This window comes from Granulosicoccus antarcticus IMCC3135 (assembly GCF_002215215.1).
Taxonomy (GTDB): Bacteria; Pseudomonadota; Gammaproteobacteria; order Granulosicoccales; family Granulosicoccaceae; genus Granulosicoccus; species Granulosicoccus antarcticus.
This window is the reverse complement of sequence record NZ_CP018632.1, coordinates 208868-228723: the sequence shown is the minus strand read 5'-3', so window position 1 is coordinate 228723 and position 19856 is coordinate 208868. Positions and strand designations below refer to the sequence as shown.

Annotated in this window: 20 protein-coding genes; 7 read left to right on the top strand and 13 right to left on the bottom strand. The window is 48.7% G+C overall.

The window, feature by feature from the left end:
• Positions 1–386: 386 nt before the first annotated feature.
• The 6 genes from IMCC3135_RS34915 to IMCC3135_RS34605 form a co-directional block, all read right to left on the bottom strand.
• Positions 387–722, bottom strand: coding sequence for a reverse transcriptase domain-containing protein (locus IMCC3135_RS34915; protein WP_236994803.1), 336 nt, complete (start codon positions 720–722; stop codon positions 387–389).
• Positions 723–812: 90 nt separating this feature from the next.
• On the bottom strand, positions 813–2876 hold the full coding sequence (locus IMCC3135_RS01045) for a recombinase family protein (RefSeq protein WP_088915885.1): 2064 nt from the start codon (positions 2874–2876) through the stop codon (positions 813–815).
• Positions 2877–3015: 139 nt separating this feature from the next.
• Positions 3016–3348, bottom strand: a complete 333-nt coding sequence (locus IMCC3135_RS01040; protein WP_088915884.1) for a DUF6788 family protein — start codon at positions 3346–3348, stop codon at positions 3016–3018.
• Between the two features lie 48 nt (positions 3349–3396).
• On the bottom strand, positions 3397–3660 hold the full coding sequence (locus IMCC3135_RS01035) for a DUF5372 family protein (RefSeq protein ID WP_088915883.1): 264 nt from the start codon (positions 3658–3660) through the stop codon (positions 3397–3399).
• A 13-nt stretch (positions 3661–3673) separates the two neighbouring features.
• Positions 3674–4006 (bottom strand): reverse transcriptase family protein, encoded by a 333-nt coding sequence (locus tag IMCC3135_RS01030; protein WP_157735686.1) that lies wholly within the window; start codon positions 4004–4006, stop codon positions 3674–3676.
• 55 nt (positions 4007–4061) lie between these two features.
• Positions 4062–4277, bottom strand: coding sequence for a hypothetical protein (locus IMCC3135_RS34605; RefSeq protein ID WP_205737855.1), 216 nt, complete (start codon positions 4275–4277; stop codon positions 4062–4064).
• 601 nt (positions 4278–4878) lie between these two features.
• On the opposite strand from IMCC3135_RS34605, the gene IMCC3135_RS01020 reads away from it, so the two are divergent.
• Positions 4879–5220, top strand: a complete 342-nt coding sequence (locus IMCC3135_RS01020) for an HdeA/HdeB family chaperone (RefSeq protein ID WP_088915881.1) — start codon at positions 4879–4881, stop codon at positions 5218–5220.
• A gap of 506 nt (positions 5221–5726) precedes the next feature.
• Here the strand turns inward: IMCC3135_RS01020 and IMCC3135_RS35370 are convergent.
• Both IMCC3135_RS35370 and IMCC3135_RS01010 read right to left on the bottom strand, forming a co-directional pair.
• Positions 5727–6212, bottom strand: a complete 486-nt coding sequence (locus IMCC3135_RS35370; protein WP_418251430.1) for an IS91 family transposase — start codon at positions 6210–6212, stop codon at positions 5727–5729.
• A 24-nt stretch (positions 6213–6236) separates the two neighbouring features.
• Positions 6237–6932 carry a hypothetical protein gene (locus IMCC3135_RS01010; RefSeq protein WP_157735684.1) on the bottom strand — a complete coding sequence of 232 codons (696 nt, stop codon included), beginning with the start codon at positions 6930–6932 and terminating at the stop codon, positions 6237–6239.
• A 546-nt stretch (positions 6933–7478) separates the two neighbouring features.
• Between IMCC3135_RS01010 and IMCC3135_RS01000 the strand changes: the two genes are divergently transcribed.
• From IMCC3135_RS01000 to IMCC3135_RS00985, 3 genes are all read left to right on the top strand, one after another.
• On the top strand, positions 7479–9056 hold the full coding sequence (locus tag IMCC3135_RS01000) for an HNH endonuclease (protein ID WP_088915877.1): 1578 nt from the start codon (positions 7479–7481) through the stop codon (positions 9054–9056).
• A 623-nt stretch (positions 9057–9679) separates the two neighbouring features.
• Entirely contained in the window at positions 9680–10207 is a 528-nt protein-coding gene (locus IMCC3135_RS00990) for an HD domain-containing protein (protein WP_088915875.1), read from the top strand.
• 273 nt (positions 10208–10480) lie between these two features.
• Complete coding sequence (locus tag IMCC3135_RS00985) at positions 10481–11506, top strand: serine hydrolase domain-containing protein (RefSeq protein ID WP_088915874.1); 1026 nt, start codon at positions 10481–10483, stop codon at positions 11504–11506.
• Between the two features lie 156 nt (positions 11507–11662).
• Here IMCC3135_RS00985 and IMCC3135_RS00980 read toward each other — a convergent pair whose 3' ends face one another.
• Entirely contained in the window at positions 11663–12256 is a 594-nt protein-coding gene (locus IMCC3135_RS00980; RefSeq protein ID WP_088915873.1) for a hypothetical protein, read from the bottom strand.
• A gap of 136 nt (positions 12257–12392) precedes the next feature.
• Between IMCC3135_RS00980 and IMCC3135_RS33865 the strand changes: the two genes are divergently transcribed.
• On the top strand, positions 12393–12695 hold the full coding sequence (locus IMCC3135_RS33865) for a hypothetical protein (RefSeq protein WP_157735683.1): 303 nt from the start codon (positions 12393–12395) through the stop codon (positions 12693–12695).
• A 976-nt stretch (positions 12696–13671) separates the two neighbouring features.
• On the opposite strand, the gene IMCC3135_RS35365 is transcribed toward IMCC3135_RS33865, so the two are convergent.
• The 3 genes from IMCC3135_RS35365 to IMCC3135_RS00970 all read right to left on the bottom strand — a co-directional run bounded on the left by IMCC3135_RS35365 (position 13672) and on the right by IMCC3135_RS00970 (position 15684).
• Positions 13672–14043 carry a reverse transcriptase domain-containing protein gene (locus IMCC3135_RS35365; protein WP_418251429.1) on the bottom strand — a complete coding sequence of 124 codons (372 nt, stop codon included), beginning with the start codon at positions 14041–14043 and terminating at the stop codon, positions 13672–13674.
• A complete protein-coding gene (locus tag IMCC3135_RS34910) occupies positions 13980–14270 on the bottom strand; it encodes a hypothetical protein (protein WP_236994724.1) in 291 nt (96 codons plus the stop codon). The genes IMCC3135_RS35365 and IMCC3135_RS34910 overlap by 64 nt, the downstream gene beginning before the upstream one ends.
• 991 nt (positions 14271–15261) lie before the next feature.
• Complete coding sequence (locus tag IMCC3135_RS00970; protein WP_088915872.1) at positions 15262–15684, bottom strand: hypothetical protein; 423 nt, start codon at positions 15682–15684, stop codon at positions 15262–15264.
• Between IMCC3135_RS00970 and IMCC3135_RS00965 the strand changes: the two genes are divergently transcribed.
• Positions 15684–15920, top strand: a complete 237-nt coding sequence (locus tag IMCC3135_RS00965) for a hypothetical protein (protein ID WP_088915871.1) — start codon at positions 15684–15686, stop codon at positions 15918–15920. The genes IMCC3135_RS00970 and IMCC3135_RS00965 overlap by 1 nt on opposite strands.
• Before the next feature lie 98 nt (positions 15921–16018).
• Here the strand turns inward: IMCC3135_RS00965 and IMCC3135_RS33860 are convergent, their stop codons facing one another.
• Positions 16019–16195 (bottom strand): hypothetical protein, encoded by a 177-nt coding sequence (locus IMCC3135_RS33860; protein WP_157735682.1) that lies wholly within the window; start codon positions 16193–16195, stop codon positions 16019–16021.
• A 364-nt stretch (positions 16196–16559) separates the two neighbouring features.
• On the opposite strand from IMCC3135_RS33860, the gene IMCC3135_RS00960 reads away from it, so the two are divergent.
• On the top strand, positions 16560–19841 hold the full coding sequence (locus IMCC3135_RS00960; protein WP_088915870.1) for an alpha/beta hydrolase: 3282 nt from the start codon (positions 16560–16562) through the stop codon (positions 19839–19841).
• The last annotated feature ends 15 nt before the right edge of the window (positions 19842–19856 follow it).

Sequence of the window (19856 nt, the reverse complement as noted above, 5' to 3'; positions counted from 1 at the left end):
ACATCACGGCGTTGAAACAGCAGAAAGCACAATTGAAAAAGGGTGCGTCACGCCTGATTGACAGCTATGCCAGTGATGTCATAGATCAACAGGATTTTGAGCCCAAGATCAAACAGATAAAGGCACGTATCACGGAAATCGAAGAGCAAATCGAGCAAGGGGATCAGTCCCAATCCGCACAGCGTGAGCTGTTTCTGGTTATCAACCACTTGGAGGAATTTGCTAAAACCATCAACGTGAATCTATCGACTACGGACTTCATCACCAAACGCGATACCATCCGAGCACTAGTCAAACGAGTTGAGATCTACAAGGAGGAAGTGGTGGTGATATTCCGTATTGATCCAACACCATCACACAGTGTCAGCAGTGGCCCACAGACGAAATCAGATAAAGGAGACCATTTTATGCACAGTTGTAAGGGGAGTAAGTGGGCCGCCCTGAGGAACACCGTCTCGACTCTCTTGATAGAGCTGGTTATCGATAACTCCAGCTCTCAGGTAGAGTTTGATCAATCGTAACACACGTCTATCTCGAATCTTTCTTCCGAGAAGTGACATGAGCAGATCATGATTTACCCGATCAAAGAACTTGGACAAATCCACATCCACAGCAATGCGACGTCCCGCCTTGATGATGGAGTGAACCTGCTTAACCGCTTGTGTCGCACTGCGCCTTGGTCTGAATCCAAAACTACTCTCAGAGAAGTCTGGATCAAACACTGGCGTTAGTATCTGGGCAATAGCTTGCTGGATAATCCGATCTAAAACACTCGGGACCGTGGTTTCATAATGCACCTCGTGCAGTTGGCGTTAGGGATTGACCGGGGTATCTATTCGGGTTGAGTTTCTCACCCAGTCTTCGAGCTCCTTTTCTTTGCTTCGTGTGAGCGTGATCCAGTAAGGCGTTCCGTGTTCAAGTTGTCGAGCCTCAACAACATCGCACTCTATCCAGTAGTAGACGACGTTGCGGCTGATACCGAAGCGTACCATTACCTCGTTGACGGTTAGCTCATTAGATCGTTTTAGATCAGCGCAGGGAATCCGATGTCGGTAACGAACCCACGAGATCATGGGTGCCGTGAACTTCTTGCCTTTTGGGCTTCGCAGTCCTTGTGCATTGAGTTCAGCGACAATGTCTTTGTCCCTCATCGTGCAGGCTAACGCTCTGATTTTTTCAACCATCTCGGCTGGATAACGTAGCTGCTCAGCGATAGGCGCTGGCAGCTGCACGACGATGTCATTCGTCGCACCACCTTGCCAACGTACGTGCAGAATCGCTTGGCGCTCTTCCCGTCGTTTTTCGACGGTGATGTCCTTAATCAAAAGCCTCAACATACGCTTTTTATCTTTAGACGAGGTTGTTTTCGCATTCCATAAACGCGGCAGATCCTTTGCTAAGGCCAACACCATCTGGCGCTGTTCATCACTGACAATGCACGCCTCTTTTGAGTGGAACTGCGCGTACTGTTCTTCGAGTTTTTGCAACTCCTCCAGTGCATTGTTCCAGCGCTGCTCTAGCGTCGATGCAACCAGACGGTTCGACGGGTCCACTTCCTCGTAACGCCGTTGTGCCAGCTGTGCTTCATAGCCAGCACGTTCGATTCTTCGCTGCCATTGTTGCCCCACCGACTGGTCGCGCTCTTGCAGTTGACGCACCGATTCCACAGCCAGTTCCACTTGTGCAGGAATCATCGCTGCCAACACCGCTTCACAGACCACCGGGTCCAGAACGTTTGCCTGAACAAACATACAAGACTTTGTTGCAACACCTTCTCGTCGGCGCCAGTTGCATTCATAGAGCGGATAGATGCCGCCGTTGCCTTTGTAGCGAACGGTGAGTTTACGGCCGCAACAACCACACAGTAGCAAGCCCTGCAGCATAGCCAGGCCTTCTCGTGCCGCACCGCTCAACAATGTCTGCTCACTGTTGGTTCGATTCCTATCCAATCGCTCTCGATTCTGCAGGTATTCATCCCAGCTAACATAGCCCTCATGATGATCGCGTAAATTGACGCGCCATGACTCCATGGGTACTTCGCAGGACCGGGTTTGAATCTCACCATTGGCATCAACCTGCTTTTTGGACTGATAGCGTCCGTATACGTAGGCACCAGCATAAGTGGGGTTCGATAGAATTGATAGGACGCGAGACTCACACAGCGGCCCCCAGATCAGCTTGCCGTCCCATGCGCCGCCGTATGAACGCTTGGGGAATTTTAACCCCTTGTCACCAAAACGATGGACCACGCCATAGGCAGTACCAACCTCGTTGAACAACGAGAACACCATGTGTACCGCGCCTCGCACCTCATCATCTGGGTCGAGTACCGTTCGATCCTGATCGTCAAAGCACAAACCCACCGGCAACGGAAACCTCAACTCACCCTTTCTGGCCTTGTTCAGTTTGCCACCCTGGAGGCGCGCGCGCAGAAAATGCAATTCTGCCTGTGCCAACGTTCCCTTCATCCCCAGTAACAACGCATCGTTGAAATCTCCCGGGTCGTAGCAACCGTCTTCGTCGATAACCGCCGTCTGCGTCATTGCACACAGTTCGATCAATCGATGCCACTCCAGACTTGAGCGGGCCAACCGCGACGCCTCCAGAGCGAACACCGCTCCCACGTCCCCCATTGACACATCCGCCACCAGTCGTTTGAAATCGTTGCGACCTGTGGTCTGTGCTCCCGACACACCCAGATCCCCGTCCAGTGTCACTATCTGTTCTGTCGTCCAACCCATTCCAATCGCTTTGTCGCGCAGAGCATACTGGCGCTCCGTGCTCTCCTGATGCCATCTCACTTGGCCCATCGTCGATTGACGCACGTACACGTACGCCTGTCGCTGAAGATGCTGTTCTGTCAACTTCGTGCTCATCGGTACACTCCTCCACAGGGCGGCAGGAATCGATGGGCTCGCGCAACCAGGCCTCTAGCATGTTGGCCATCAGTGTTGCGGCGGCAGTGGTATCGAAGGTGGCGGTGAGCGTGGTAGATGAGGCACTCACCGCCAGCACCTAAAACCGTTCCCGACGGCGCAACAACTCCTGATTGATCGCGCACAATTGATCGAGCCTGTCGCGGATCTCGCGATAGTTGGCAAGATACTCGGCCACTTGCGGCTGAGTGTCTTGTGGGACGTAATCCATGGCGGGGCGTGCCCCCGTGCGGCTGATCGACAAGTAGTACTTCGGGCCGTGTCCCTGGCCAGTAGCGCACTTGCAGTTTGGTTTGCCGCAACGTTTGTAGCGTTCGATCAGCGAGCCACGTAGAACAGTATCCAACGGTGGGATTTTGCGTAACAGTTGCTTGCGCCGGCGCCTGAGTTGAGTGGTCGAAATATCCTGCATAGTTGTCGGACCACGTATATGACTGCCCAGATAATAGTCTACATGAAATCATTCGTCAACTCCGTCGGACTCGGTCAGTTGACGTACCAGCGTGGCAAGAGTCAGCAGCGAATCAAACTCCAGGATCACACCCGGTGAGGCTAATTCGCTTAGCGGCTCCCAGTCTGTCCACTCTTGCGCAACGGCCAGAGTGCCGCGCTCAGGGTGACGAATAATCAACGTCTCCACGCCCGATACGCGACGGCGCTTCAGGACATCAAAACGTTGCTGGGTCAATGGATGGAAGGGATGAGTTACCGTGACACATCCCAAACTGGAATTGGTATCAGGTGTAGTTCGCGTGGACCGTCGGAATACCTAGCGGGCGCTTACTGCCGTCAGGCTTGTCGATCTCAACCCGTCGGACCGGAGAGGGCTGGTAACGACCTGTTTCCAGTTCGTTGACAACACGTTTCCAGTGCCCGGCTTTTGCCCAGCCAGGAAACTCATCAATGGACATGCCATCGACACCTGCAGCTCCCTTATTGGCTCGAACACGGTTCCAGGCTCTGCGTAGATTATCAGAGTCCAGAATGCGTTCAAGTAGATCGTCACCAAAGGCTGGCTTCGTGACAGGACGCTGAGTCACGCCATCACCGGACGGTGTTCGTGTGCTCAAGTCTGTCAGGGCTCCTCCTTTATTCACTATGTTCAGGCGGGGCGGCCTTCCGTCTTCACCGTGTCTCACCCATTACGGTGAGCGTTTGGCTACTATGCCGTCTGCTGACTTCTGTTTGATCACCAGTGCGGTTGCCCGCATCGGCGCTATCGGTGTCCATCGATTCGCTCTCTTTGGCTGATGGAGTCCAAAGAGCCAAGGCTTGGTCATCCAGCGCCTCACTGGAAAAGGGCCGATCGCACGTCAAACAGATCTCCCCAGATAAGAACATGAACTTTCCCTGCACAACTGCATCATTTACGGTGGCCATCAGATCACCTGGCTTCGTCATCTTGTGCTGACTCGCCTTCTGCCTACGCCTCATATGATGTTCTTGTTCATCAGCTCACAGGTTTGCTAGCGGCTCCCTTCAGACCGTTCCTCACGGATTGGCCCTTGCCATTCGCTAGTAGTTATCATCTAATGACTCCATAGCTGGAATCACGGGATGGTGATCTTCCTACAGAGGACTTTCACCTCATTAGTTCATGCCCATGCTGGGCGTACACAAAGCAATGAGGCTGTAACTTGACCCTGCCACGCCTGCGCTACTGCTTCAGCGTGTCGACCTCAAGTTTAGTATATTGCGGCTGTTCGGTTTACAATGCAAAATTTAATCATGATCGAAAGATACCAAAGCCAACAGTAGCCTTAAAGAAGTAAAAATGTTTGTTGCCCATTTCTCACTCGTAAATAACGCTTATAATAAGAGCAAGTTTTTATTGCCTATCAGTTCAAAATATAAAATCATGGCGAACCTACGAAGAAATAATAAAAGCAACTACAAGGATAAAGGTCCGCCAGCCTATTTCATGCACGTAAAGAATTGAACAATGAAAATTGAAAGTATTTTAAAAGTTGCAGTGCTAGCATTCAGTGTCTCTGGAGTGGGAAACGCTCAGGAGGCGGCCGCTTTGAGCTTGGGCTTCGTTACTTGTAGCTTGTTTGCAACTGCGAACATTGAAGAAAAAAGAGCGATGAAATTCTGGATAGACGGATATTTGTCTGCGCAATCACAGCACGACGGCTCAAACAGTTTTCAGAAAAACATGTTGTCGATTAAACCGGGACAAATCGAAACCGAAATCGATTCGCACTGCAGGCTCAATCCGAAGTCAAGTCTAATTGATGGCGCCTTCACCGTATACAAACGGCTGGGCGGAGTAAATGGGTAGATGTTCGCTCTTAGGTAGTCATTCCTTGAGCACTTTAGTAGCAAAAGTGCTCATCTATGCTTGATAACGAAAAGGATAAATAGCGCATAGCCGCGACTTTATCCCGGGTTGAACGGGTCCGATGTCGGCTCACGAATCGCTCTTTTATAATGCAGATGTATTGTCCTGATCGCTCAGAGCCATTCAGCTGGGCGGTTTGCGGCGCGAGCAACGGCCTCACAGGTGAATTGTCGGCGTATATGCGATCGAATAGAAGCACTGTTACCCGCCGTGTTGGTTTGCCTTATATGTTTACTCGAATATCGTTAACCATAACCAAGAAGCGGCTATTTTCTATACCCACTAAAAGTCGAGCTCTTACGGCACACGTTGCACTTCAGCACGGTTTTGTTTCGAGTTGCATACCTCGCGATAGGAATGGCAACTTTCAGTAGTCACTGCAAGAGTATTCCGTGTCGTTTGGCAATGCCGTGCAGGAAGCCCTAGTCCCGCACTCGCCGAAAGCCTCATGGCAACCCGTGTTGAAGGATTAACCAGATGAAGCTTGGTCCTTGAACAGTAGGGGTACATCTTTTTCCTGCCCCTCCCTTGCGGCATGAGAAGGTTACCCGCTGGCCATTGTCACTGATTAGTTGCTTCTCTCCGATCACCCCTTTATACAAGTATCGCGAAAGATACTTCAAGGCAGACAGCCCAGAGCCGACAGGGCGACAAGCAACGATCCACTCAGTAGCCAGCTTCTTCCCTGGTAGCAATGCCTGCTCCGAGAGCCCTTTGAGTAACTTGGCTCGAAAAACCTTGGCCAGAGCCTTTTGCACGAAGAGAAACTTGCCCCGCTTCTCTCGCCAACACCGCCTTTTCTCGTCGATAGCTCCCGCGGGAATGATCACATGTACGTGCGGATGATAGTCGAGTCGGCGGGTCTGTGTGTGTGGCCGACCAAGTGTGGAGCACGGCGGTTTGTTCGATTTCGCCCTGCAACTACTTGTCACGCAGGGCAAAGTCACGGCATGTGCTCACCGCTGCTGAGAACAACAACTCATAAACTTCTCTTTGGTGCTGCCAGGCCGTGTTACGCAGTTCTGCCCGTATCGAGCATGCTGTTCACCGTCGCGCCACTGGCGTAGTAGGGCATTGGTTACGAGATAATAGTGCTCTGGTAAATCGAACGTGCCGATCAGCCCGATAAGTTTGTCGAGCAAGGTCTGCTTGCTTCGATTGGAGAACACCAACCCCTCGTGAATTTTGATATCCAGCGGCACGGCAAATGCACTATTGATCGCGCTTACCAGCAGAGACACCGCTTGCGTTGAATGATCCATGATAAATTCGGGTTTACTGTGATTATCAGACTCCTGGTGCAAACACTTCACAACTGGCATCTTTCGCCCCTGTTTGGCGATCTTCTTGCCATCGGCAATGAGCACCACCCGATCATTGACCCTTTCTATACGAGATCCGAAGAGCTGGAACACGCAGCGGACCCAGCAATGAGTCAACCTTGACAGGCAGATGCCCGGGCTATGCATGTTGCACAGTAAACTTTCATACTCGGCGATTCGCAGCGCAAGACTGGTGACGCCAAGATTGTCTTGACGAATACACATACCGGCAACGCCAACAACGATAAGATAACGAGAGAAAGCAGGCCTGAGCGGCTTGATACCAATGTAACCAGATGAGAGATATGCTCGACAGCCTTTGTTAGACAAAGTCTGCTGGGTATGTAGTACACAATTGTCGAGTTGGCTGAAGACAACAACGCTATCAGCACTTACCGGAGAGCAAACATGACTCTGCTGCAATCGTTGATCAGACTGATAAAACCTGCAGCAGAGCAGAATCATACACAGGAAGCTCCTGCCTCTAGCGAGATGAATCCATTGGGTTGGTGAAGAAAAAGCCTGGGCCGACATGGAGGATGTAATCGGAGACAGCCTGGACAAGGTGCGAATCAAGGACAGGACGCGAGAACTCATTTGGCGCCGAAGCAAAAAAGCTATTCGATCGCTGACGCTTCGCCAGTCAATCGAGCATCTTCACAAGCTTCATCCGCAGTACCCGATTGAAGAAATACAAGGTTTTCTGATATCGTGGATGGAGGAATGCGGAGGCCCTGGGAATTGCTCGCAAGAAGAAATGCATGACTTCGATCAATCAGTGCAAGACTAGATTGAGGACGAGCATGGCAGAGCTGAAAATGCCTGAGAACTCTCCACTCACGAGTAATATAAGAAAATATATGATTTTCAATAACTATGGCCAGTGAATTAGAATTACTGTTAGACAGAGTGTCTACATCAGAATTGTGCTTCGCCAGTGCAGGCTCATCATTTTGTATAGCGGGAAGGTGCCGTGGAAACGCTGATAGATATGTTCTTGGGTACAAAGAAAGTATTTATGTAGGAAAGTGGAATACAAACTATTTCAGGTCAGTTTTGGACGCGAGGCATGCCGCAAAAGTTCTGACTAAAAATAATAATCTTAGCTGGGGATTTACTTCCAGTGATGGTGAGGAAATCGTGCAGCGTTGGCTTATAGAGCTTGAAAGTGCCTCATCGAAGCTTCAATTATGCGAATCGGTACAGAACCTCTCACGTGCTATTAGCCAATGGCCTAGGCAGAATCACAAAGCCTTCGTTCGGGCGGTTAACCGTTGGTCCGCGGGGTCAGTAAAATTACATGGTAACCATGAAATTAAAGCTAGATCCGAGGTGACATTTCGTATTGATGGTCATTGGTCAGATTTTAAAAACCAAGAAATGAGTGAAAATAGAAAGAGATCAATCATAAAAAAAAGAGAGATCTTAGAAAAAAAATCACTGTTTCCGAATGCCTCGGAAATTGTAAAGCGTGGTCAAAAGCATGACAAGCCAGTAAGCTTGGTATTTAAATCCATGTATGATGAGGAGTATGGACACTGGCTATCAGAAGCGATGGATGATAATGGAATAATTCTCTATAGTGCTGTTGGTGATACTCAGGCGCAGGCTAACAAGTCTTTGTTTGATAAGTATAAATTGCCCTTGAGTAACGTGATGGGTTCGATATCAGCTATTGTAGAGACTGAGCAATCAAATAATGGCGATATCAATAATATAGAGTCTGGCGTCGATGCCAAAAAATACAGCGCTAACGAAGAATCTTTATCGAGGGAAAAATATAAAGTAGAAATAAATGATGATTTAGTAACTAGAATATATACAAATCCTAGTCTCATCACAAATGAAGTATTACGTGATCTTTGGAGAGATTCCGCTGTTCTAGACAGTGACGAGCTGGCGGCAGTTTTTGGATTGCGACGCGTACGCGCTGGAGTGGATCCTGTGCTGCAAGCTATCGATAAATACATTGGTTTGCTTGTGCAGGATGGATATATTGATGCCGATGCCATAGATAATGACGTGAGCGGTATATTCACTCCGTCGTCTTATAAGCATAACGTTCGTTCTGTCGTTGCACGAGAGGGACAAAGCGAATTTAGGAAGTTATTGCTGAGAAAGCATGGACCTTGGTGCGAGTTAACACATTGCAAGATAATCGAGATCTTGGAGGCCGCGCACATCTTTCCTTATTACGGAGGTGAGACCAGTGATTCAAATAACGGTATTGTGTTAAGAAGCGATGTACATAAGCTTTTTGATCGGCATCTAATACAGCTTGATAGTGAAACGCTTACTTTTAAAGTTCACAAGGATCTGTTGGATACTGAATATGCTTACATCGAAGGAAGAATGATCGCCAGATCTGAGTTGTACGCTGTAAAGGCATTCGCCCGAAAGAGAGAACTGCACTTCAAGAACGAACTTGGATTTCTAGACAACAAACGGTACTAAGAAAATCATCAGTGTCTTCCGGATTCCGTGTAAGTAAGTTAGCCTTGATGGCATGTTTAGTGATTTCGGTGGAACGACTGAAGCCGTCGTACCAATCTCAAAAGTGCCGTCAGCAAAGCTTGCCGACATGGTCCGGAGACCAACACCTTTCCAGCTTCGTTCTTTTCGTAGACGGCCTTATGGATCAGTTGAGTGGCCAGTGTGCGGTATACAATGTCAGATATGAACATGAACTTTCCCCGCACAACTGCATCATTTACTGTGGCCATCAGATTATCTGGCTTCGTCCGGCCGACGTTCCGGATCTTGTGCTGACTCCCCTTCTGCGGGCGGCCTTCCGTATACACCTCATAGGATGTTCTTGTTCATCAGCATACAGGTTTGCTAGCGGCTTCCTTCAGACCGTTCCTCTCGGATTGGCTCTTGCCATTCGCTAGTAGTTATCATCTAATGACTTCATGATTGGGATCCAGATAGTGATCTTCCTATAGAGGACTTCCACCTCATAAGTTCATGCCCATGCGGGGCGTACACAAAACATCGCAGCTGTTATCTGTAGCAGGCAAGCTCTCGTCACCAAAAATATATTTCTATTGAATCGTCACAATTTTCGGATATGTAGAATGATCAAATGCCGAGAGGATGTCTATGCACTTTATAAATCGCTTGGTGCACCTAGCCGGCTGATAGATCACGTAATACACGTAGGAGCAGTAGCCGAAAAATTGGCTAATGAATTAAAAGAAATAGGAGTTACACTAGATGAGAATTTAGTGTGCTTGGGCGCAGCTTGTCACGATGCGGGGAAAATAATTTACAAAAACGAATTGGATGAACCTGGCTCCTTGCATGAGTTAGCAGGAGAAAAACTACTATTGGAACACGATGTTTCTCCCGTAGTCGCAAGATTCTGTAGAAGCCACGCACAGTACGAAAGAATGGAAACATCATACGAAGAGCTGCTAGTAGCCTTAGCAGACAAATTATGGAAAGGTAAGAGGGTAGAAAATTTAGAGCTTGAAATAATAGATTTAACGGCGAACCAAATCGGCAAAGAACGTTGGGATTTATTTGACAAGCTCGATACGATATTTGAAGATATAGCCGCCGAGGGAGACAGTCGTTTAGCCTCAACGATGGTGACGACATAAGCAGCGAAAATATTTTGTAGGTTCAGCATATAAAGCGACACATAACCAAGCATTGAAACTGTAACTTGACCCTGCCGCGCCTGCGCTACCGCTCCTTCGCGCCAGCCTAAAGCTCACCTTATTGCAGCTGTTCGATCCGCTAAACACCTATCTTCGCACAAGGCTCTGATCAGACAAACAACCCCTTTGGACAAGGAACAAAAATAGAATAGACTCTTGGCACAGACCGCTTGTTTCCGTGTTTAGTATACTCAGTTGAATGAAGCAAAATTCATGACCATCGAGAAGCCAGATATTTTGCCATTTGATGCAAGGTTTGCTCAGTATGATGAAGCGTGCGGCCCAGGCCTGGCTGTTTTGGTGATACAGGATGGTACTACCGTATTTAAAAGAGGCTATGGGCTCAGCAATCTAGAAACGAAAGAACGTATTGACTGCGATACAAATTTTAGAATGGCATCTGTATCAAAGCAGTTCACTGCTATGGCAGTTGCCATTCTTGAAGAGCAGGGAAAAATATCAGGAGACCATTATATTGGAAATTATCTTGTAGATTTGCCTGAATACATGAGCAAGATTAAAGTCTGTCATCTTGTCCATCATCTAAGCGGGCTACCCGACTATGGAGATGCATTCTTTAGCTCCAACAAGAACAAGCCGTTAATCAGCAATGATGATGTCTACGCCTACTATAAAAGCCAAACAAAACTGGATTTCGAAATTGGTGAAAGGTATGAGTACAGTAACGGTGGTTACAGCCTGCTTGCGTTAATTGTAGAGAGCGCATCCGGTCAGTCGTTCAAAGACTTCAGTAAAGATAGAATATTCGATCCTGCCGGTATGAAGAACACTGCAATTATTACGTATCCTTCAACTATTCGGAATCAGGCGATATCGTATGGTGCATGGCCTTTCTTCGAAAATATTGACTACAACACCGGCAATGCTCTTCAAGGTGAAGATGGCGTATATACATCGCTCACCGATATGGAAGCATGGATACACGCTATTGACAACAATATTCTGGTTAGCCCTGCCACTACAGAAAGAATATTTTCTAAAGTGAAAACAAATAATGGAGAGGACGTTCAGTACGGTTATGGATGGGGGTTTGACCAGATCGGCGGCATGGAAGTGCGAGTGCATACGGGTGGCTGGGTAGGATTCAATACCGTTATTGTTAACGCACACGAAGTTAATACTTGGTTCGTCGCATTTTCTAATACTGAGGCAATCAGCTCGGAAGATGCGTCAATTGAAATGGCAAAGTATTATTTGGATTTGGACATCAACAATTAGTTTAATTGGGTCTACGCGGATGCCCCCCACCTTTGAACACGCTGCCCATTTCCTGATCAAGCATGAGCTGGATTTGTCAGTATTCCATGCGTTCCATCGCAACGAGTTTGAAGGCCGGCCGACCATTGATCCGGCCATTCTGTTAAAGAGCTTTATTCAAGGCCGCAGCATTTCCGCCCACAACGTCCAATCCACATCAAACTGCGCATCCCCATCACTATTGCTCAAAGTGATCTGCACACGACCGGATTCCGAAGCTCCAGCATCCAGGGTCAACTCACTGCCATCATCTGCCAGCAGCTGCAGGCGTCCCTCTGGGAATGTCCATGCTGTATTCCAAGCTGACGGTTCCGCTAGATAGTGAAAAGGCAAAGGTGTGCTGACTTTGATCCGTCTATCATCAGTCTCTGCTGAGCGGAAGATGGCACGACCGGCCAGATCAGCAGAGAAATCAAGCGACGCTCGCCCTAAACCGCCACCCCAGTAAATGGTGGCGTCGGTCACATCAAGTACGGCACCATCGGTCTCGACTGCATGGACTGCCAGCTGCTCTGTACGACGCAATGAGTAGCTGTCATTGCGTGTGAACGAACCGCTGTCCTGTAACCATCCTGCCATCTTCACATCACTATCCGTTGATTGCGTCAGCGTCAAGGCTTCACTGCGAAAACTTCGCCATAACAGGCCGCCCTTGAATGCAACCGGACCGTCATATACAACGTTCACACTACTATCGAACAGGGTGAGCACGGCCAGTCTATCTGGGGTAAAAACCGCCTTTTTCGCTCACATTATGCGATGGACAAAGATTGTAAACATCAACTTGCGTGGTTGACAAAGTATTAGAGCACGAATATTCCTATAGCCAATTCCCGGAGAAATGACTATGGACAATCAAGCAATCGACATTGAAAACCTCTACAACGACCTGCTTCAGATTGATAGAAAGTTTGCACTTGAAACCCGGGTAAAAGGTTGTCCGCATTGTGGCTGTGTATTGCACAGTGCTAACTACCCTCGAGTTCCGAAAGGCTTGTCAGGGCTGTTTTATATTTCACAGGTAGTACGTGTCAGTTTTTGTTGCAGCAACGAGGAATTTCGTCGTCGCGTCACTCCTGCATCAGTGCGTTTTCTCGGTCCTAAGCAGTATCTTGGCGTTCTTGTAGTGCTGCTTTGCGCCAAGTGTTAGTGCCGGTGTAAAAGCGCGGGTAATTGCCGCGGAGTTGAGGGTGACCCATGCCTGGGCGGAATGAATCATTCTCTTTATTGCTCGAAACACACTTTCTGGGCACAGATTGTTTCTGGCGTTTCAAGTTTCAGTGTTGACGTGAACGGTCAGTCAATGAAAGAAAATCACTACGCAAGAATTGCGAGCATATCCCTTCGCAGTAGTCGCAAACGATGGTGAAATTGCTGTAGTGCTCTGTTCTTTTCTGGCGCAATGGAGTCGCTAGAGGCTTCTTCGCCACGGCTACCACGTCAATCGTTTCAGAGCTACCCTGGTGCGTCACTTTTACCGCTAACACTCTTTGTCTTGCTCTATATCGGCGTTGCCGATCTGCATGCTTCGAGCGTCCTTGCAGGCTTTGTTGGTAGCGTTTTGCGGCACGTTGCCTAGCTTCTTTATGTGCAGGTATAGTGCAATTCGAGCAGTACCTGTTGCCTCTATCACAGCATCTGCAAATCATAGTCTGAGCGTAGCATCGAGCACATTGAAACAGGCGTGCTGAGGAGCTCTCAGAGTACCCAGCATCGTTCAGGCACTGCTCCGCCTCTGTAGTGCAATTAACGCCCAACCTTCTCTCCGAATAATGTCCATCTACAGGTCACTGCAAGAATGGGTCATCAACAGTAGAGATGCTCTGATTCTGACCTTGTCATTGCGATATCACGGCAGAGGAATTCATACAAGGAATTTCCACCAATTAGACGTCCGCGGCAATTACCCGCGCTTTTACACCGGCACTAACACCCAAGAGACACCTGAACCATGAGCCTATCTCAGAGGCCCTCAGAGCGCGTGTAAGTCCGTATGAGAGGACCGTGTGCCGTTGGGTGGCGTGGTGGCCTTATACTTTCCCCATAGCTTCTAGCAGGCAGACACTCGCAACTCAGCTCAATGCTCTTATTGGCAGTGCGGCTATCGCCGCACGATCAATAAGATCCTATTCAATATGTATAGCATTACATATGGACCCTTGCAGGCATCCCTTCTCACGCGGTGTCAGGGCTCCATCCTGCTCTTGCATCGGAGCCGTTAGCCAGCGCTCCACATATAACAGTATCCACTTCTCTTGAGTATGCCGACGCAGTGCTTTGAGCACTAAGGCATGATCGATATTATCGAACAGCCCACGAATATCGTATTCCAGCACCCAGTCGATCTGTCGGCAACGCGCTTGCGTAACCTCAATCGCTTGATGGGCTGATCTGTTAGGTCGGTACCCGTAGGAGTCTTCATGAAGTCCCGGCTCTAATACAGGTACCAACACCCCAGTGACCACTGCTTGTGCGGTTCGATCCGCGATAGTGGGCACTCCGAGTATTCGCTCACCTCCACTTTTCTCAGCAATCGGCACAGCCTTGACAGGCGGCGGGTAGTAGCTACCCGATTCCACAGCTTGTAGAGATTGCCGTCAAGCTTTCGGTCGAATTGTTCGATCGATTGCTTGTCGACTCCTGCTCCTCCTTTGTTTGCCTTCACGCGCTGGTAGGCCTCCGCTACCTGACGTTCGGAAATATCAAATGGTTTTGTATCCTTCACATGTTCCTCCCTCAAAATGTTGACACACTGATTTCAACAGATCACCCCAACCCCTTTGCTCCGCGCTCATTACAAGCACTTCAACGCTACTACGAGTTGGTCCGTCCCTGACTTGTGCCTTGGTACTCTGGGCCTCGATTTTCTTCTCTTGGCCGACTCCCTTAACATCACAAGGATCAGGTTCTTGCAGTTCCACAAAAGCGCCCAGATTGAGATCACGTCAGCTCTATGCCGGATGCCGCCCACCCCGTAAACAGGTATCTGATGGACCTGTCCCGAAGGTAAGTGCTCCCCTCGGTTTCGACATCGTCTAACTTAATTTCGACACTTTAACGCTGATTCACGGGCGTACGTCTTCTCAATCCATACCTGATGCGCTTGTTTCATCGCACCTTTTCGCCCGATGCTCACAACAACGGTCTTTAGCCAATGCCGCTCGGAGGCGGTTTGATACCTGCCCCTGCAGGCCGATACCGGAGGGTCACAAACTCCTCCATCACTTCCGCAGCTTCTCATCGCATTTCGAGCATCCTCCTTAATGTTCGACCAGCGATTGCTGCAACACACGCACTCGGATAAGCGATCACTGCTCATATCTATGACAGCAAGTTCGCGCATCTGATCGCGGCATGTTCAGCAGTTTTCGTTGTTTGGGTCTTCGTTTTATGGCTCTTGGCTCTCGGCGTCCCGGGCGATTCCCGACCCGACGTCCAGCAACCGCTCGGAGCAAATAGCCCCAGCCATGGGCATTAAGTTGCTGACCACACTGGGACCAGGCACTCCACAGTTGCACGGTATGCCGGAAGCTAATTGAACGAGGCTCTCGATGACACAACGCAGCGGCTTCACTCATCAATAACCGTGTCAAATTATAATCAAGCAGGCGCACCCAGAGTTCCTTCTTGATTATGTCTGCACTGAGGCAACTCAGTATTCCCGCATCCAGAGCGCACTTGAGCGAGCGAAAATCCGTCTCCACGTTACATCGACGCTAGTACAGTGCGACTATCTCTTTGGCACTGACCGAACGTTGGTCAGTGAGTGAGGTAATGAAAAAAGTGTCCTGATACCCGCGACGGCGGCTGATTACCTGACGCACCCTGATTTGCTTCGGACACGATTCGTAAGTCTCGGCATTCATCCACTCAGGCTGGCTTGGACGATGCAGTGTCAGGTATGCGCGTCGTTTTTCAGGGCGGGAGCGACTGCCGTTGATTTCGAAAATCCCATCGCAACCGATACCTTCCAGCATCGCAAATGTCCAGTAAGTTTCGAAAATCGCATCGCAGACCAGGAGATCCCCCGGCGTCAAACTGCGAGCCAGAGTCCGCATTTGCGACAGCTCCCCGGTTGACTTGCCCTTGGCTGGTGCGATCACCGCATCAATGATCGCATCCGTGGCTGCACACGACAATGCAACCGAAGCGAGCTTCGGGGCAAACCAATGTCCTCCTGCTGGCTGGACGGTTGCGGATACGCGCGCTGGTTGTCGGGCGTGCCCGGCATCGTCAGTCCGGTACCATCAATGAAATAGACAGAACGCCCCGCCAAAGCCACTCGGGCAAGGCGTTATCACTGACTCGCTGGCCAACCGTCTTGAAGAGTGTTTCGACCAGCAATACGGGCAAGGGGGCGCGCGCCTCACAATAGGCTGCTGTCGAGTTTCCCGGTGGCCACAACCCATGCTGCAGGCAGCGAACGATTCGCTCGTTAACGGCCCGTTGACAAGAACCATCGTCGTTAAGAACCTATGCGACGAACATCGCCAGAGTTTCGGTCGGTGGATAAATGCGTTCGCGATGTGCAGGCAGATTTGACTCGACGGTGTCGAAGAAGCGATTATCGGTAATCAAATTGAACACCCCGATAGAGTCGAATCTGGAGCGCAGGTGTTGCTCTAAAGGCAAGTCACAGGTAGGCTGCATGGTGGCTGGTTTCGGTTACGTTGATTGTTTCGCAACCTGAAACGTACTCGCCGGAGCCGGCCACTACAAAATTCCTGAAATCTCTTTTAGATCAGACCCTTGGCTCTAACCGAGTGCCATTGATATATAGCCCACTAAGATTACTCGAACGGCTTCCGAGTCTTACCACTGCTATAGCCTTATGAATAATTTTTAGGGAGGCAAAAACTCTCTTGGCAAAGTGAGGCTAGATGAAACCTGTACTCCTGATCAGTATTCTCCATCGAGAGTTCCTGGATTGGGCCGGACTTTGCATAAATAGATTGTTGTGTGAATCCTTAATCACGTATAGTCCTGACTGGGTTTTAAGGCATATATACTTTAAATGAAGCACTCGGTTAGTATTCTCGCCACCACAATAGTCTGTTTATATTTGGTAGGCTGCGACTCCTCATCAAACTCCAATGAGCTGCAGAATGACGGGCAAAATATTGAACCGGGCGTCGACAGCGTTGACATCGCAAACTTTAACTACACCCTTCAAATCGATGAAAACGTCGGCACCTCAGTAGTTCCCGGTGAGATTGTTGTCGTGCCGATTTTGACTACCTACGGTGATAGCACGGTGTCATCGCTCAGCCTCTCAGGTGCTCCAGATTGGGCGAGTATTGATGATGAGTTAAATCTGAAATTAAGCCCCCCAGCGTCTACAACAGGTGGAGTAACTTTGCCCTTCACTATCTCGTATTCGATAAGCAACACTGATGGGATATCGTTCTCGGAAACTCTAGATTACTCGCTTTACATCGCCTTGGAAACAATACTTTTGTCGGGTTTGATGCCCGCATCTGGCGGAGTCATCTCGACAGAGTGGAATGATGTTTTAATCCGCAGTAATGGTGACTTGGAAAGTGACTACACACTTAGCTTTTCACTAGTAGAAAGTGGTCCGTCTGAATATGCTTTTAAATTTGATTCTCTGCCAGAAATATCTGAAAGTGATAGAGGAAAAATCACGTTGGATCATGCCCCACTCACTGAGCTATATGTCAATTTTCGAAATAGTGATGCGTTCTCGGACGGCGAAGTTCGGTCTAGTGCCGACAGAAACATACAGAGTAGAAGTCGTGTAAATAGCCTCTCTCAGTTCAACGTTCCGGCTGTCTGTTCTAACCTTCGTTACAACAATTCAGTCAAATATCCAGACGACTATTTGATGTCGAATGTGTGGTCAGGAACAGAAGGCGTTTTTGTTTCAAATGTTTCCTTTGACGAAAGCAGATTTGAAAACGGTGGCGAACCGCGCGTGCTACCAACGTTTGAACCGTTAGTTACACAGGGTTTGTTATCTCACTATGATGATATCGACGTAAAAATCCAATGTGCGACTGCGCTTCAATCAACTATTAGCAGCACGGATGTCGCGAATTATCAAGGTAGAGAGCCTGTTCTTTTTGTACACGGATTCGACCCCAGTGGTGCTTTAGGTGGAAGAGATGATTATTTTGGGCGGTTGACAGGCATGATTCAAGAACTCGAGCTAGACGCTGAACGGCGATTTTTCCCATTGACATTCCGCTGGCAAACTAACGCGAGATTTGAACTGGTAGCGGAAGAGCTGGCCACTGCAATCGAACAGATCAATACAGCTACAGGAAAAAAAGTACATATTGTGTCTCATTCTTTTGGTGGGGTCTTGGTTCGCACAATGCTGCAAGGCCTGTCGCTTGATGTGCAGGATTCAACGTCATCAATTCAACGCTTCGAAAACATGATAGCGTCTGTTACAACGGTTGGATCACCTCATTCCGGTGTGTATGGTTCCACAAGCGAATACACAAGTGGAGATCAATCATGGACGTTCAACAGAGGATTTAGTGACAATCACGCCGGCGTTGTATCGAGCACATTGTGTGGTTCTATCAACTGCCATCAGCTCGGGAAAGAATACAGTCCAAGTTTGGGATTATTTGAAGGCTCTGAGTTTCAAGAACAAACAATGAAACAGTATATCGGTCTTGCTGACCAGCCAGTTGGTAAGCTTGCGTTTGATTTGGCGAGTACCTATCCAGCATCATACCCAATGATTTCTACTAACGTACTGATAGGTGCTGAGTCTTCGAAGGAAAACCCTGGAGGTTTACTAGACGACCTTATTTTACCTGATAGATATAGAACAGCGAGCCACGACGGATTGATAAGTTCCTATGGGCAACTGTGGAAGTCTCAAACGTTGCGTGCATTAGAAAGCAATATTGAAGGAAAGCCAGTTTTCGAATATTACCTAGGACACACGGAGGTCACATCAAATAGTTCTGAGGCAAATAGTTTTGAGGCTGGACAATTCAATTCTCAGTTTCAACATGATTTCTGGATAACTAGTGATGAGGACTATCAGTTCGGATACACGCACAGTTCGAAAAACTCTGGTGGCTTGAATCTTACAGAAGTCGGTTTTGAGCTATGTAAAGCTGACGAACCTGAAAATTGTACACACGCAGCTTGGCACTACATTACCGACTTACTGAATAATACAGGCGAGCAAATAATCGAGCCTGAACAAGGCGAAACTATTGTAGTCGCCGGGCGTGTTGAAGTCGGTGGCTTCCCCGCAGCTAACGTGTTCGTGTCTATAAGCTATCCCAACGGTCAGGGCTTATCAACTCAAACTAATGAGAGTGGCGGCTTCTCCGAGTCGCTACCTTTCTTTCCCAATTCTCGCATCACGATTTTTGCAGATCCAACTCGATCGACAAATTCATCTCCAGCTCCAGGGCTACGAGCGGAAATGCGTTCTTTTGACACAGTCGCCACGTCCGATGAGAGCCAAGGAAATGTTGGTGTTATTCGGCTGCAAGCGCCAGATCGAGTAGATGGCAGTCTTTCATTGGATTTATCAGACTCTTCTAATGGCTTACCGCTGAGTCAGTTTTCATACACAGTGTTTAATTCGGGGGGCGTTCAGGTCGCCAGTGGTGAATCAAATGATGTATTTCTAGTTGAGCTGACTCTGCCGTATGACACTTACAACGTCGAAGCCACTGTTGAAGGATACTCCGATGTTTCAGGTTTTATCTGCGAGCATTTCAGTGAGCAAACGCAATGTTCTCTTGCCACGGACCCAGCCGGATTTGTCGCAGTAGGTGGTATGAGCACAGTGTTAAGCTGGGGTCAAAATCCACGTGATCTAGACTCGCATTTAATTAAGTTGACGGGTGATAACACTGAATACCACGTCTATTACAGTGACCCTAATGCCAGCAATGCGTCGTTGGATGTAGATGACCGATCCAGCTTTGGTCCTGAGACAATCACAGTGCAAACCCTCGAAACAGGCGCCGATGACCGTTACGTCTATGCAGTTAGACACTATACAGGCTCGGGCTCGATCACCAGCACGTCGAATGCCCAAGTTAGAGTGTCGATTGGCGGTCAATCGCCCAGAGTTTTCACACCACCCTCTAACGAACTCTCAGCTGATGACGACTATTGGAAAGTGTTTGAAATCCGTGGTGGGAGATTACTACCTTGTTCGCAAGGTTGCATATTCAATAGCATAGCAGCCATGGTTTCAACAGCAGTCAGCTCAGACGGGCGTTCGTTGGAACCATCGAATTTACTGGCGCGATCAATAGGCGATCTTGAAGACTCAGATACAAAACAGTAAGCTGAACATGCTGAG